Source organism: Rhabdothermincola sp., from assembly GCF_036846205.1.
GTDB lineage: Bacteria > Actinomycetota > Acidimicrobiia > Acidimicrobiales > Acidimicrobilacustridaceae > Rhabdothermincola.
This window is the reverse complement of the sequence record NZ_DAIUCK010000088.1, coordinates 1-13,993: the sequence shown is the minus strand read 5'-3', so window position 1 is coordinate 13,993 and position 13,993 is coordinate 1. Positions and strand designations below refer to the sequence as shown.

17 protein-coding genes are annotated in these 13,993 nt (G+C 71.9%); 5 read left to right on the top strand and 12 right to left on the bottom strand.

Annotated features, from left to right (window positions below; genetic code table 11):
- Positions 1-28 precede the first annotated feature (28 nt).
- Genes V7004_RS12335 through V7004_RS12325 form a run of 3 tightly spaced genes read right to left on the bottom strand, consistent with a single transcriptional unit; the run spans position 29 to position 2,132 of the window.
- The gene (locus V7004_RS12335; RefSeq protein WP_334144311.1) at positions 29-187 is read right to left on the bottom strand and encodes a hypothetical protein; all 159 of its coding nucleotides are present in this window, start codon (positions 185-187) and stop codon (positions 29-31) included.
- 42 nt (positions 188-229) lie between these two features.
- A complete protein-coding gene (locus tag V7004_RS12330) occupies positions 230-583 on the bottom strand; it encodes a RidA family protein (protein ID WP_334144310.1) in 354 nt (117 codons plus the stop codon).
- A 4-nt stretch (positions 584-587) separates the two neighbouring features.
- The gene (locus tag V7004_RS12325) at positions 588-2,132 is read right to left on the bottom strand and encodes a (2Fe-2S)-binding protein (RefSeq protein ID WP_334144309.1); all 1,545 of its coding nucleotides are present in this window, start codon (positions 2,130-2,132) and stop codon (positions 588-590) included.
- A gap of 108 nt (positions 2,133-2,240) precedes the next feature.
- On the opposite strand from V7004_RS12325, the gene V7004_RS12320 reads away from it, so the two are divergent.
- On the top strand, positions 2,241-3,173 hold the full coding sequence (locus V7004_RS12320) for a twin-arginine translocation signal domain-containing protein (protein ID WP_334144307.1): 933 nt from the start codon (positions 2,241-2,243) through the stop codon (positions 3,171-3,173).
- A gap of 21 nt (positions 3,174-3,194) precedes the next feature.
- Here the strand turns inward: V7004_RS12320 and V7004_RS12315 are convergent, their stop codons facing one another.
- The 6 genes from V7004_RS12315 to V7004_RS12290 all read right to left on the bottom strand — a co-directional run bounded on the left by V7004_RS12315 (position 3,195) and on the right by V7004_RS12290 (position 8,060).
- On the bottom strand, positions 3,195-4,277 hold the full coding sequence (locus tag V7004_RS12315; protein ID WP_334144306.1) for a hypothetical protein: 1,083 nt from the start codon (positions 4,275-4,277) through the stop codon (positions 3,195-3,197).
- Complete coding sequence (locus tag V7004_RS12310; protein WP_334144305.1) at positions 4,255-4,887, bottom strand: ABC transporter ATP-binding protein; 633 nt, start codon at positions 4,885-4,887, stop codon at positions 4,255-4,257. Before V7004_RS12310 ends, V7004_RS12315 begins: the two co-directional genes overlap by 23 nt.
- 7 nt (positions 4,888-4,894) lie before the next feature.
- Complete coding sequence (locus tag V7004_RS12305; RefSeq protein ID WP_334144303.1) at positions 4,895-6,007, bottom strand: hypothetical protein; 1,113 nt, start codon at positions 6,005-6,007, stop codon at positions 4,895-4,897.
- A gap of 27 nt (positions 6,008-6,034) precedes the next feature.
- Positions 6,035-6,817 (bottom strand): hypothetical protein, encoded by a 783-nt coding sequence (locus V7004_RS12300; RefSeq protein WP_334144302.1) that lies wholly within the window; start codon positions 6,815-6,817, stop codon positions 6,035-6,037.
- Between the two features lie 129 nt (positions 6,818-6,946).
- Positions 6,947-7,267 (bottom strand): iron-sulfur cluster insertion protein ErpA, encoded by a 321-nt coding sequence (gene erpA / locus V7004_RS12295; protein ID WP_307781137.1) that lies wholly within the window; start codon positions 7,265-7,267, stop codon positions 6,947-6,949.
- Positions 7,268-7,367: 100 nt separating this feature from the next.
- Entirely contained in the window at positions 7,368-8,060 is a 693-nt protein-coding gene (locus V7004_RS12290; protein ID WP_334144301.1) for a helix-turn-helix transcriptional regulator, read from the bottom strand.
- Between the two features lie 39 nt (positions 8,061-8,099).
- Between V7004_RS12290 and V7004_RS12285 the strand changes: the two genes are divergently transcribed.
- Positions 8,100-9,284, top strand: a complete 1,185-nt coding sequence (locus V7004_RS12285; protein ID WP_334144300.1) for an Mrp/NBP35 family ATP-binding protein — start codon at positions 8,100-8,102, stop codon at positions 9,282-9,284.
- A gap of 19 nt (positions 9,285-9,303) precedes the next feature.
- Here the strand turns inward: V7004_RS12285 and V7004_RS12280 are convergent, their stop codons facing one another.
- Both V7004_RS12280 and V7004_RS12275 read right to left on the bottom strand, forming a co-directional pair.
- Positions 9,304-10,365 (bottom strand): aldo/keto reductase, encoded by a 1,062-nt coding sequence (locus tag V7004_RS12280; protein ID WP_334144298.1) that lies wholly within the window; start codon positions 10,363-10,365, stop codon positions 9,304-9,306.
- Between the two features lie 72 nt (positions 10,366-10,437).
- Entirely contained in the window at positions 10,438-10,881 is a 444-nt protein-coding gene (locus V7004_RS12275) for a DUF779 domain-containing protein (protein ID WP_334144297.1), read from the bottom strand.
- Positions 10,882-10,948: 67 nt separating this feature from the next.
- Here V7004_RS12275 and V7004_RS12270 point away from each other — a divergent pair, with 67 nt between their 5' ends.
- Positions 10,949-12,250: a serpin family protein gene (locus tag V7004_RS12270; protein WP_334144296.1), complete on the top strand. Its 1,302-nt coding sequence runs from the start codon at positions 10,949-10,951 to the stop codon at positions 12,248-12,250.
- Here V7004_RS12270 and V7004_RS12265 read toward each other — a convergent pair whose 3' ends face one another.
- The gene (locus V7004_RS12265; protein ID WP_334144294.1) at positions 12,251-13,012 is read right to left on the bottom strand and encodes an acyl-[acyl-carrier-protein] thioesterase; all 762 of its coding nucleotides are present in this window, start codon (positions 13,010-13,012) and stop codon (positions 12,251-12,253) included.
- Positions 13,013-13,222: 210 nt separating this feature from the next.
- On the opposite strand from V7004_RS12265, the gene V7004_RS12260 reads away from it, so the two are divergent.
- Both V7004_RS12260 and V7004_RS12255 read left to right on the top strand, forming a co-directional pair.
- On the top strand, positions 13,223-13,399 hold the full coding sequence (locus V7004_RS12260) for a hypothetical protein (RefSeq protein WP_334144293.1): 177 nt from the start codon (positions 13,223-13,225) through the stop codon (positions 13,397-13,399).
- 161 nt (positions 13,400-13,560) lie between these two features.
- Positions 13,561-13,905 carry a WhiB family transcriptional regulator gene (locus V7004_RS12255; protein WP_334144292.1) on the top strand — a complete coding sequence of 115 codons (345 nt, stop codon included), beginning with the start codon at positions 13,561-13,563 and terminating at the stop codon, positions 13,903-13,905.
- Positions 13,906-13,993: the final 88 nt, after the last annotated feature.

Below are 13,993 nucleotides of genomic sequence, written 5' to 3'. Positions count from 1 at the left end.
AGGGGGGAGGGAGCCGCAGCTGGGCGGGTCAGCTGGCGAGCTCGAGGTATTCCGTGCCCTCGTAGCGCTCGTCGACCTCCGCCTTCAACAGCCAGCCGAGCACCCCGGCCAGGATGGCGGAGCTCATCAGCACCAGCACGGGGATGACCACCACGAGGATGACGACGATCGCGACGGCACCGATCACGGGGCCATCATGGCCGATCCCGCCGCTGCACTCCAAGCAGCCTCAGGACCGGGGCCGGTACGCCCAGGCCTCGATCTCCACCAGAGCGAGCGCGGGCAACTCCACCACGGCGACGGCCGAGCGAGCCGGGCGGGTCTCCCCGAAGACCTCCGCGTAGGCCTCATTCATCAGGGCGAAGTCCCGCATGTGGCGCAGGAAGACGGTGGTCTTGACCACGTCCGCGAGCGACGCCCCCTCCGTGGCGAGCAACGCGGCGATGTTGTCGATCGCCTGGCGGGTCTCGGCGGCCACCCCACCGGGCACCATGGCGCCGTCTCTGACCCCCACCTGACCCGAGACCACCAGCAGGTCGCCGGCACGCACGATGGGGGTGTAAGGACCGATGGGCGTGGTCATCCGGTCATCGTCCCACACCGCGCCCGGTGGGCCACTCCGGTGGGCATCCCTGCGCGAGCCAGGCCGCAGCGGCCACCGCCGCGAACACCGCATCGGACCCGTTGACCGGCTCGCCGCCGTCGTCGTCGATCTCGACCTCCACCGGCGGGGTGTCGCTGGCTCGCAGCACCCCGAAGGAGCGGATCGTGAGATCGTGTGGCTCGCCCTCCTCGTCGACGGCGATGCCCTCCGAGGTGACCCACCCGAGCGCCATGTGGGCCGCGCCGATGCAATAGGAGCGCAGCACGATCTCGTCGAGCGGGTCTCCGCAGCGGACCCGCACCCGCACCCGACCGTCCGACCCGAGCTGGGCTTCGGCTTCCGCGCCCGAGGGTGACCGCACCGGCTCTGCCCGCCCGCGGGCCCCGGCGAGCAGGACCGCTGCCTCGGCCCACCCCGCGGCCCGCAGCGCCGCCGAGGTCGGCGGCCCCGGCACCGCCACCTCCTCGACCTCCAAGCCCGGGGCCAGCGCGCCGATCCGTTCCCGGATGCCCGGCGTGGTCACGACCCGCACCACCCCGGTGCCGTCACGGCGCACACCAGCCGCGATCGGCGGCCGCTTGGGGCCGCGGCGCACCACGTCCTCGCGGGACAGCAGTACCCGCACCGCCCGACCCTGCTCGTCGGCGAGGCGGCGGGCCACCGCGGCCACCTCGCTGGTGAGCTTGCCGCCGAACGCGCCTCCGTTGGCCAGCGGCGACGCGGGCTCGCCGCCCGGCAGGCACCACGACGCGTCGGTCTCCAGATACGCAGGTTCGACCCACGTCGTGCGCAGGGTGACCTCCCAGTCGCCCGGTGGCACCTCGAGGGGGTGGTGCAGCCCCGCGGTGGTGCGGCGGCCCTGCACCTTGCCGGCCGCGCGCCGAGCCTCGGCGAGGGTCTCGCCGAGCGCCCACCCGCCACGCTGATCGGGCACGGCGACCAGCGCGTCCGCCGGGGCGGTGTCCTCCGCGAACCCGCCCTGGCCGAGCGGCACCTCCGGGGCCACCCGCTGGGGGGTGCCGCCCTCCAGCTCGGCTCGGCGAGCGGCCGCGGCCAGGTCCCGGCCCTCGGGGGAGGCCGAACCGAACGCGGCGTACGCCTCGACGATGGTCTGCCAGCCGGTGCAGCGGCACAGGTGAGCGGCGAGCGCCCGGTCGATGGCTGCGCGGTCGCCGGCCGGGACCCCCTTGCGGCGGAGCGACTCCAGCCGCACCACGATGCCCGGGGTGCAGAAGCCGCACTGGCTGCCCCCCGTGGCGCAGAAGGCTTCGCCCCACGCCAGGCGATCGGCCTCGGGCAGCCCCTCGACGGTCGTCACCGACCGGCCGGCCACCCGGCGCAGCGGGGTGACGCAGGACACCCGGGGAGCGCCGTCGACGAGGACGGTGCAACAGCCGCACTGGCCCTGCGGGCTGCAACCGTCCTTGGGAGCTCGGATCCCGAGCCGGTCGCGCAGCGCCTCGAGCAACGAGCAGTCCTCGTCGTCCAGGGTGACCTCCCGGCCGTCGACCAGGAACGTCACCCCCATGGCTGCTGCTCCCTCGCTCCGCCCGTGGCGCGGCCGTTGCCCATCGGAGCGAGGATAGGTTCACCACTCGTGGCTCCCGAACCGCAACGACGCCGGACCGCACGAGGCGTGGCCGAACCTCGGATCGAGCCCCGGGCCGAGCCCCGGCGGCTCAGCAGGCGCTCGTTCCTCGCCGGCTCGGCGGGCCTGGCGGTCCTCGCCGCCTGCGGGCAGACCGGGGAATCCCGTCAAGAGGGAACCGTGAGCCTGGAGCCGCTGCGAGAAGGCCAGCGCGAGCTGGTGGCGAACTTCGAGTTTCGCGGCGGCTACCTCGTGGCGGGCACCGAGCAGCGGCTGACCTTCGCCCTGGTCACGAGTGACGGCGCACGGGCCACGGACGTGCCCGACGAGCTCACCTTCCAGGTTCGGGACGAGGGCGACCAGCCCGTCGGGGATCCCGTGCGGGTCGCCGCGCACCGCGACGGTGTGCCGTACCCCTACTTCCCCCTGCGCACCACCTTCGCCGCCCCCGGCGTGTACCAGATCACCACCGACATCGATGGTGGCACCCGCCGCCAGGCGGTGCAGGTGGACGCCGCCGACCAGGTGTCGCTACGCCAGCCGGGCCAGCAGATGGTGCCGGTCGACACGCCGACGCCGGGCGACCATCGGGGGGTCGAGCCCTACTGCACCCACGAGCCCCCCTGCCCGCTCCACGAGCCGACGCTCACCGAGGCGCTGGCCGCCGGCAAGCCCACCGTGCTGCTGGTGGCGACGCCCCGGTTCTGCACCAGCGCGGCCTGTGGGCCGGTCCTGGACCTGCTCCTCGAGGAAGTCGGCTCGCGTCCGGGGGTGCAGTTCCTCCACGCCGAGGTCTGGGCTGACGCGGCCGCGACGGGTGATCTGGCCACCGCCACGCTGACGCCGGTGGTGGACGCTTACGGGCTGGTGTTCGAGCCGTGCCTGTTCGTCGCCGACCGCTCGGGCGTGATCATCGAGCGGCTCGACAACGTGTTCGACCGCCAGGAGCTCCGCCAGGCGCTCGACCGGTTGCCGTCCTGAGCACCCCCGGGGCGCTCGCTGTCACCCTCGCAGCGCTGCGATGACGCGGCGCTCGGAGATCGCCATGGCCGCGAGTGCGACACCGGACACCCACGCCGCGACGATGCACGCACTAATCAGGACGTATCGGATCACGAGCTCCCGCGGAACCGGCGGTGGCCGATCCAAGACCCCAGCGAACGCCACCGCAGCGACTGCGGCTGACCACGCCCCGATCACGACCGCCTCCAGGCCGGCGACCGCTGCGGTGCCGGCCCGTCCGAAGCCCACCAGCCGGTACACCGCCAGATCCGACCGCCGGAGGACGACGTACAGCACGCCGAGCAGGGCCGCTCCCACCACCCCGATCGGCCAGAGGTCGACTCGCCGTGCCGCGGCGCGAACCGCATCGGAGATCCGCACCTGGTCACACGCGACACAGCGTCGCAGCCAGTCACTGATCGCCACCGGAACGGTGGCGTCGATCGACCGGTCCGGCGCACGCCACACCGCCGGGTCGAGGCCGACCACACAAGTAGTGGCCCGGAATCCGGTGCTCGGTACCAGCACGGCGCGCTGGTAGGCGTGCAGCTCACCAGGCAGCGACACCACGCGTGCGTACCGCTCACGATCGTCGATGAGCAGCACGGACCCCGAGCGGAGACCGGCTTCCTCCGCGTAGGCCGCTCCGACGAGCACCTCATCGCTCCCGGCTGCGACCCCCAGGCGCCGCAGCATCCCCGCGGAGACCTCGTAGGCCGGCACCGGAAGCGTGAGCTCGCCTCGGGGTGCCACCAGCCGTGGCGCCGACGCAGCCCCGCTCCAGCGGATCACCCCGACCGGGTTGAACCAGCCCGAATCGCACTCCTCGGCCCCCATGGTGGGGTTATGCGAGCGATCCGACGGATGCAGCTCGTAGGTGAGCGTGCCCACCTCGACCGCCTCGACGGTGTCGCGGATCGCGGCGCGGTCCCCCAACAGGATCGGGCCGACCGACACGATCAGCATCCCGAGCAGGCCCACCGCGAGCAGGAGGGTGGTGAACCGGTTCGCGCCGACGTTGGTGAACGCCTCGTAGCCGACCTGCGGTCGTGGCGGCCGATCAGGACTCGACCAGGGAGCCATCGCGCAGTTGGAAGACCCGATCGGCGACGTTGCGGATCGCCGTGTCATGGGTGGCGACGATCACGACTGCGTCGGAGGTCGCGGTTCGGAGGGCCTGAAAGACCCCACGGGAGGTCGCGTCGTCGAGCTGGCCGGTGGGCTCGTCCGCCAGCAGGACGGGGGCACCTCCGGCCACGGCACGAGCGACGCAGAGCCGTTGGCGCTCACCACCCGACAGCTCGGCGCTCCGGCGGTCACCGTACGCGCCGAGGCCGACATCCGCGAGACGCTGGCGGGCGAGGGCCATGTCGGCAAGGGTCGGGACACCGAACGCGCGGATCGCCACCAGCACGTTGTCGAGCACCGACCGGGACGAGAGCAGGTTCGTCTGCTGGGTGACCCATGCGACGGCGGGGCGGTTGGGTGAGCGCGGGGCCGGGCGGGTGATCGTGCCTGCAGCGGGCTTCAACAGTCCGGCGATGAGCCACAGCAGCGTCGACTTCCCTGCGCCGGATGGCCCCATGATCGCGACCAGCTCACCCCATCGCAGCTCGGCCTCGTACGGGCCGAAGCAGCGGTTGGCACGCCGATAGGTGAAGGTCACCTGCTGAAGGCACACCGACGCGCTCATGGCGACCTCAACCCGGGCACCGGAAGGCGACCGGATCAGGGGTCGCGAGCACGCGATCGCCCGGTGAGATGCCCTCGACGACGGGGCGGCCGTTCGCCTCTCCGAGTGCGTCCACCGCTCGGGTCTCGCGGCGACCTTCGTCGACCACGACGACGCACTGGCGGCCCGGAGCACCCAGCAGCGCGGTGAGCGGAACCACCGCGCCTTCGACCGTCTCAGGCAGTTGCAGCACCAGCGAGTACGAAGCCTCCTGGGCGCCGTCGGCCTGCGCACCCCCGGTGGCCCGTGGCCCACCAGCGTCGGGCCCCGAGCCACCAGCTCCCATCGTCGACTCCAGGTACCGGCCCGGATCGTCGACGACGTCCTCGAGCAGCGGCTCCACTCCCGGCACCGCGGCACCGTTGAACCGCTGCACGCGGTACCTGCTCCAGTCATCGCGTGGCAGCTCGCTGCCATCCGAGAGCACGACCCGAGCTGCCGCGTGGGCGCCGACGGCCCCACCGATGATCTCGGGCACGGGCATCCCCACCTCCAGGACCGAGTCCGCCACGACCATCTCGTCCACGGGTATCCACACCAGCCAGCTCGGCTCGAACTGGTAGTTCTGGCCCGGGTCGTCGCCGAGCTGCCGCCAGAGCCGGTCGATCCCCTGGACCAGCTCCCAGCCGGCCTGGCGGCCGACGACCGAGGGGTCGACGAGTCCCAGTCGGGCCAGGAGCTGGCCGAGCATCTCCACGTCCGGGCCCGACGCCCCTGGGCTGATCGGACGGTAGAAGGGTCGCTCGGTCGCCGCCGCCAGCACCGTGCGACCGTTCACCTCGAACAACGGCGAACCGGTGCGTATCGTGGAGCCTGCCTCGATCGACACGGCCGTGACCGTGCCCGCCCTGCCCGGTGCCGTGCGAAGTGTGGCCGATCGGCGCCCGGAACTGACGAGGCTCGCCGCAACGGTCTTCGGCACGACAGCCTCCTCGACGACGAGGGTGTCCAGGCGTCCCGGGCCGGTGATCGCTTCGACCGCGTTGGTGTCGACGCGCAGGACGATCACGATCAGCGCCACGAGGACGACGAGCGGGGCGAGCAAGGGCACCACCCCGCGAGCGAACCGGGAGCCCATCATCACATGACGAACGGGGCCGGACAACGCCTATCGGAGCCGCTCAGAGCTGAGCTGCTCCGCCTCGGCCTGGCTCGCCGTGGCGATCTTGCTCGCATAGCGCTCATGACACGCGACGAGTGCCTTCGCGGTCGTGTCGTCCAGGGGACTCGGCTGGCCCATCTTCACCTCGTTCAGCGCTTCGAGCATCGTCGGCATGAGCTCATCGAGGCTCGACGCCTCGACACCCGCCTCCGCAGCGCACTCCAGCGTGGCTCGTACCAGCTCCCGCAACTCGTCCATGCTGGGAAGGTTCTGGCGATCCCAAGCGGTGCTCACGAGCGCGTAGTGCTCCCCGTAGCAGCGGACATATGCAGGGTCGGAGTAGGGGTTCGAGCCGAAGGCGGTCGGCCCGTCCGATGTCCGGCCCACGTCGAAGTCGGGGCCGTTCCGCTGCTCGTCCCAGCCATGGTCCTTGACCTCGAAGCCGGCATCGCGCAGGCAAGCGAAGAACGCCTGCACTTGGCGCTCCAGCTCAAAGCGCTCCACCTTCTCGTCGGCCATCGCATCGAGCTGGCCTGTCGATGGGCGCAGATCATCCGGGACGGTGATCCCCGCCGCGGCGGCCTGCGCCCGCAGGTCCGCCTCGATCGCCTCCGCGGAGCGTGCTCGCCCGCCCTCCCCGGAGTCGCCAGCCGAGGCTCCAGAGCCCGAACAGCCCGCCGCGAGCGCCACGACCGCCGCCACCATCACGAGAGCGAGGGGATGGCGCCGCTCGACTCGCTCCGCGTCCGCTCGGGCGTCCGAGACGCACCCTGCTCCCTCCCGGTCCATCGCAAACCCCCGAAGCGTCCTGGGATCGCCCTGGTCGCCAACAAATTTATAGCGACAAGGTACTAATACCAGAGAGAGAGAGAGGTCAAGGACCTCGCAGGGCCCAGTCGGGAGCCGACGCGCTACCCGTCAGCTGAAGGACTGACCGCAGCCGCAGGTGCGCTGGGCGTTGGGGTTGTTGATCGAGAACCCCGCCTCCTGCAGGCCATCCTTGTAGTCGAGCGTGGCCCCGGTGAGGAGCTGCGCGCTGGAGGGGTCGACCACCACCGTGACGCCGCCGTACTCGGCGGTCAGGTCGTCACTGTCGCGCTCGGTGTCGAAGAACATCTCGTAGCTGAAGCCCGAGCACCCGCCCGGTCGCACCGCGACGCGCAGCATCAGGTTCTCGTCGCCCTCCTGGGCGATGAGCTCCTTCACCTTGCCTGACGCACTCTCGGTGAGGGTGATCACGATCGAGCCTCCTGGGATGGTTCGGACGGGACAAGGATACCGGCGCCGCGATCGGCGCCGACCCGCACCCGAGGGCACTTCATCCGAAGACACCTGGCCCTCATCGGCGGGCCACCTCCACCTGGCAGGGCGTGCGGTCGACCAGCGGGTGGAACTCGGTGACCTCGGCATCACCGAGCTCGTCGACCAGCCCCTCCACCAGCCCGCAGTGCACGGAGCACACGAGATCGGGATGGGACTCCGCCAGGGAACGGAACGGGCAGTGGGCGAACGCCACCGTGGCGCACCCGTCACCGTCGACGACGGTCGGGTCGAAGCCCAGCCGGGCCTGCTCGATCATCAGGGCGTCGATGGGGTCGGTGCCGGGCTCCCACCGGCGGGCGTCGGCCCGCCCCTGGGCCCGGGCGGCATCCGCGAGCTCGGAGCCGTCGAGCCCGGCGTCGGCCGCGGCCTGCAGGAGCACCCCGGTGAGGATCGGGTAGGGCGAGGGCTCCAGCCCCAGCGACGGCGCGCCGGGGGCGAGGGAGTAGCGGTGCTGGGGCCGACCCACCCCACCCCGGGCCTCGGTGTCGACCTGGAGCAGCCCCACCTCACGCATCCGCTCCAGGTGGGGCCGCACGGTGTTCACGTGCAGGCCCAGGATCTCGGCGATGTCCGCGGTGGCCAGCGGGATGGGGGAGCGGGCCAGCTCCAGGTAGATGGCGTAGCGGGTGTTGTCACCGAGGGCCTTGAGGATGTCGAGCCGCGGGGCGCGCGGATCAGTCAGGTCGATCTCCGGCCCATCGTGGCTCACACCGTGAGTTTACACGGTCGACCCCGTTAGAATCTCGGTGTGGCCGCTGCTCCCCTCCCCACCGTGGACGAGGTCCTGGGCCTGCTCCGGGGCGTGATCGACCCCGAGCTGGGCAGCGACATCGTGGAGCTCGGGATGGCGAAGGGAGCCGACGTCAGCCCGGATGGCACCGTCACGGTCACCCTGGCCCTCACCACCGCCGGCTGCCCCCTGCGGGCCCAGATCCAGCGTGACGTCAAGGCCCGCCTCGAATCCCTCCCGGGGGTGCGAGCGGTGAAGCTGGTGTGGACCGAGATGACCTCGGAGGAGCGCTCCGCGGCCATGGCCAAGGCTCGCTGGAACGTCCGCGAGCGCGCCCCCGACACAGAGATCCCTCCCATGACCCGGGTGCTCGCCGTCGCCTCCGGCAAGGGGGGTGTGGGCAAGTCGTCCGTCACCGCCAACCTGGCCGTCGCCCTCGCCGCCCGAGGATTCACGGTGGGCGTGCTCGATGCGGACATCTGGGGGTTCTCCATCCCCCGCATGCTCGGCGTCGAGGGCCGGCTGCAGGGCAAGCCGGGTGAGAAGAAGATCCTGCCGCACGTGCAGCCCTGCGGTGAGGGATCGCTCAAGGTGGTCTCGATGGGTCACCTGGTCGACGACGAGGAGACCGCGCTGATGTGGCGGGGCCTGATGCTCAACCGGGCCGTGCAGCACTTCCTCGAAGACGTGTCGTGGGGTGAGATGGACTACCTGCTCATCGACATGCCGCCCGGCACCGGCGACGTGCAGATGGGATTGGCCCGGATGCTGCCCCGGGCCGAGATGATCGTGGTCACCACCCCGGCCCGCAGCGCCCAGAAGGTGGCGGTGCGGGCGGTCAGCATGGCCCGCAAGAGCTACCTGCGCGTGGTGGGCGTGATCGAGAACATGAGCAGCTTCGAGTGCGAACACGGCTCGAGCTACGAGCTGTTCGGCTCGGGCGGCGGTGCGCAGCTCGCCCACGACGCGGGAATCCCCCTCCTCGGCCGGGTGCCGATCGAGCCATCCGTCGCCCGGGGCGGTGACGACGGTCGACCCGTGGCCCTCGGCACCGGCCCGGCGGCGACGGCCTTCCGGGAGATCGCCGACCGCCTCGTCGAGGACTACGTGCCGCCGGCCGACATGGCCGGCTGTTCGGCCCGGATGCTGGAGGCCGCCCTGGCCGCGCTCGACGCCCAGGCCACGGAAGCGACGAGCACCTGAGACCCGCCAGGCGGCGGGGTCAGGCGTCGGAGTCCGCGAAGTCGACCACCTCGGCCCCGACCTCCTCCGGCGCCGTCTCGTCCACCGGTGCGGGCCCACTGGGCCGGCCTGCCGCCCGGCGGGCCGCGAGCAGCCCGGGAAGGGCGGCAACTCCACGCACCGGTCGGAAGCGGTCGCTCTCGTCGGTCAGCCAGGCATCGTCGTCGTCGCTCAGCTCGAGGTCGGCTGCCTCCGCGTTGCGCTCGAGCTGCTCGATGCTGCTCGCCCCGGGGATGGCGACGACGTTCGGCCGTCGGATCACCCACGCCAGCGCCACCTGGGCCGGAGTGGCGTCGTGCGAGCGGGCGACGGTACGCAGCGCGTCGATGAGCCCCTGTGCCATCTCCAGGTTCTCCGGCAGGAACAAGGGGTTGCCCGCCCGAGCCGAACCGCTCGGCGGGTGGGAGGCGTCGTAGCGAGCCCCGAGCAGACCCTGGGCCAGCGGGCTGTACGCGATCACCAGGCGATCGTGCTGCTGGGCATAGGGCACGACCCCTCCGGCCCGGTCGGGCTTGCGGCAGGCCAGGCTGTACTGCACCTGGTTCGTGAGGACCGGCGAGCCCAGCGCCCGCTCCGCCCGCCGCCACCACGCCACGTCGAAGTTGCTCACCCCGACATGGCGCACCAGACCGACCTCGAGCAGGGCGCGCATGCCCCGCATCGTCGTGGGCAGCGGCACCACGGGGTTCGGCCAGTGCACCTGGTAGAGGTCGAGGTGCGAGACGCCGAGGCGCCGGGCCGACTGCACCCCCCGCCATTGCACGACCGGGGAGATCGGCAGCACCGGGAACACCTTGGTGGCCACGAACGCCTCGTCGCGGCGGCCGGCGATGGCCTCCCCCACGATCCGCTCGGAGCGACCCATGCCGTAGATCTCAGCGGTGTCGATCAGGTTGATCCCCAGGTCGAGGGCCCGGCGCACCAGCTGGCCCGCGGTGGTGCGGGCGTAGTCCTCGCCGTAGCCCCATTCCGCCGAGCCGAACTGCCAGGTGCCGAGCCCGATCACCGACAGCCGCACACCCCCGGCCTCCACGTACCTCATGCGCTGGAAGCCTAGAGGCGGGTGCGCCACACTGCCGGAGCGAGCGCCGATCCACCCACCCGACGCAGCGGGTCAGCGCAGCTTCAGCCTGCGGAACTGCTCGGGCAGCTCGCCTCGCACGTGCGAGCCCGGTGGTGAGGTGGCCAACAGCCCGGGGCCCTCGGGCTCGACGGCACATACGGTGTCGGATCCGGTGTCGACGCCGTGGCCGCGCAGGAACAGCCGGCAGTCCCACTCAGTCTCGATGGACATCGACTCCGCCGGGCCCTCGTAGACGTCGATCACCACCCCGTCGTCACCCGGGTACATCGTGCGCAGGTACTCCGGGGCGTACACCGGCACACCGGCCACCTCGCCGACCACCTCCTGGTCGGGACCGGGCCAGAAGTCCTCGTAGAGGAACGGGGCGGTCGACTCACAGCAGCCGGTGCCGATGGTGATCGTGAGCGAGCCCCGCCGAGCGGCTTTGGCCCGCTCGACGATCTGGACAGCCCGTTCCGTGGCGGTGACCTGCACCCCTTCATCGTACGGCGCTCGACGCCGCGATCGTCCGCCCACCGACCCTCGCCTAGCGTCTCGGGCGGTGCGCTGCACACCCCGACGCCGGCGGGCCCTCCGCTGCCTGGTTGCCGTCTTGGTCGCGGCCGGCCTCACGCTGGTGGCCGTGAGCTGCGCGGATCTCGACGGGCGGGAGGTCCGCAGCGACGCGGCCCGGGCCACACCCGATCAGCGAGCGGTGGCCCCGACGGTGGAGTCGCTCAACGCTTTCGCCGCCGACCTCCACCGCCAGCTCGCGCTGCGGGGCGGGAACGTCGCCGTCTCGCCGTACGCGGTGGCGATCTCCCTCGCCCAGGCCCGACTCGGCGCGGCCGGACCCACCCGGGACGAGCTGAACCGCCTGCTGCACACCGGACCGGGAAGCGAGCTCGACGACGGCCTCAACACGCTTCGATCGGCGCTGGCGCAGCGCAACGGCGAGCGGGCCAGCGACGTCCGCCGGGGCTCGATCGAGCTCCGGGCCGCGGGGTCGCTGTGGGTCCAGCTCGACACCGATCCCCGCTCGTCGCTGCTCGACGACCTGGCGCGCTACTACGAGACCGGATTGCACTCGGCCGACTTCCGATCCGATCCCGACCGGGCCCGGCGCATCATCGACCGCTGGGCGGACTCGGCCACCGGCGGCCAGGTCACCCAGCTCCTCCCGAAGGGCAGCATCAGCGAGTTCACCCGGTTCGTCGTGCCGAGCGTGGCGTCGCTGCGGGCGCCATGGAAGACGCGGTTCGATCCGCAACGCACCCGACTGGCACCCTTCACGACCGTCGACGGTCGCACGGTCGAGGTGCCCACCATGTCCACCGCCGGCCCGAACGGGTTCGCCATGGGCCGCGGCCCGGGGTGGGAGGCGCTGGCAGTCCCCTACCTCGGTGACGAGCTGGCCATGATCCTCGTCGTCCCCGACCAGGGAGCCTTCGATGCCGTCGAGCAGTCGCTGGACGGCGAGGCGCTCGGGCGGGTCATCGACGGCCTCCGACCGGCCAACGTCGAACTGGAGATGCCACGCTTCCACGTGGCCGGCACCATCGACCTCGAGCAACCCCTCGTCGCCCTGGGACTCCGCTCGGCGTTCACCGACGGCGCCGACTTCTCCGGCGTCACCGGCGACGAGGAGCTGTCGATCTCCCGCACGGTCCACCAGACCGCCGTCGGCGCGGACGAGCAGGGCAGCGACGGGGATGCGGTGACGGTGTTGCGGCCGTCTCCGGCAAGCCCCCCAGCGGTCGCGCCTCGCACCGTCAGCGTCGATCGACCGTTCCTGTTCCTGGTCGTGGATCGGCAGACCCGGCTGGTGCTGCAGATGGGGCGGGTGGTGGATCCGAGTGGTTGATCAACCGGCGAGGGGCGAGACCAGCCCGGTGAGGTGCAGCTCGCCGGTGCGGTCCTCGAGGGCCCACATGGCCAACCCACCGTCATCGAGGGCCACCGTGGCCAGCGAGATCACGGCGCCCCGTTCGATGGGCGCCCGGTACTCGAGCTCGGCTCGATACGGGGGGCGGAGTCCGGGCCGACCGGCCAGCACCTCCTCCACGGTCGCCCAGCTCGCAGCGTTGTTCACGTGCCCCAGCGGATCGAAGTCGCAGAACCGAAGACCCCATGGTCGCCTGGCCGCGACGTCCGGCACGTGGGCGCGGTGGCGGAGCCGGGCTGTGACCTCCCGACCTGCCGCGGCGGGCCCGTACAGATCGAGGAACTGCCCGTCGAGCGGGATCGGTCGGCCCGACGGCAGCTCGACGTGCACCCACAGCGTGGCGGCGTCGATCACCGCACCACGCTCACCCCGCAGTGCGACCCGCCGCTCGGCCCACCGGCTACCGATTCCGGAGCAGAAGGTGGTCAGCTCCAGCAGCTCCCGGAACACGGCCGGCCGGCGGACCTCGAACACGGTGCGCCGCACCACCCACGCCAGGTCGTCGTCGAGACCGGCGTCGGCGGTGTCGTCGCTGGAGACGTCCTGGAGGAAGCAGGCCAGCGCGTCGAACCGGGCGCGACCGGCGGGGCTGACGTCACCGAACCGCACCCGCCGCTCGGCCCGGTACACCCGGCCGGTGGTGGGAACGTCGACCAGGCGGTCAGCACCGTGCTCGCGCATCGGGCAGACCGTAGCCACCGGCCTCCCACCTGTTGGGCCGCTCACGCCCCCGAAGCGCCATGCCCTCGACATCGGAAAATCAGTTGACGAGCCCTCGGCGCCGTGGTGCGATGGATCGGCGCAGGTAGCTCCTGCGACACGGTCACCGCTCGGGGTTCGGCTCCGAGCCGGCCACTGCGAGAAGGAACACCGAGAAAGAACACGGCAACGATGAAGCGCTCGACACCCGACATGGCAGGCCGGACGGCCAACGCCGTGGCGTCGCGCGCTCGCGCCGGCATGTTCGCCTGCCCGTCCCCGTGGTACGGCACCGGGACCGCGAGCATCGACGTGACCGTGTTCGGCCACAAGCTCGACCCCCAGCGGCTGGAGGAGACCTCGCAGTAGCCACACACCTGCGAAGAAGGATCGCTCCGAAGGCCGCCGGGAAACCGGCGGCCTTCTTGCATCTCGGAGACCCGTTGCACCCACGCCTGACTGCACCGACACACCTGACACACACCGCCACCGCCGAAGAGGCCGGTGGTTCGACGAAGGGGAAGAACCACATGCTCGCCCAGCTGAGCGGGAGCATCATCGAGGACTGGTGGGGCGAGGCCCGTTGCCGTGACGGCGAAGCCTCGCTCGCGGCGGTCTTCTTCTCGGAGGAGCTGCAGGACATCGCCCGAGCGAAGACCATCTGCTCGGCGTGCCCGGTGATCCTCGAGTGCCTCGAAGGCGCCATCGCCCGCCGCGAACCGTGGGGTGTGTGGGGTGGGCAGCTGTTCCTCAACGGCAAGATCCTGGCCACCAAACGACGTCGGGGACGCCCCCCGAAGCACCCCCGCCCGGAGGACCAGCTGCCCGACATCCCGGTACCGGCACACCTCCGCACGCACCTCCGGACCGCCTGATCGGCACCGATCCGGCCGGCTCGAAGGCGCTCATCCCGGCGCCGGGCGGGATCCCCCGCCCGGAGGCCGACATCGGGCCATCCCACAC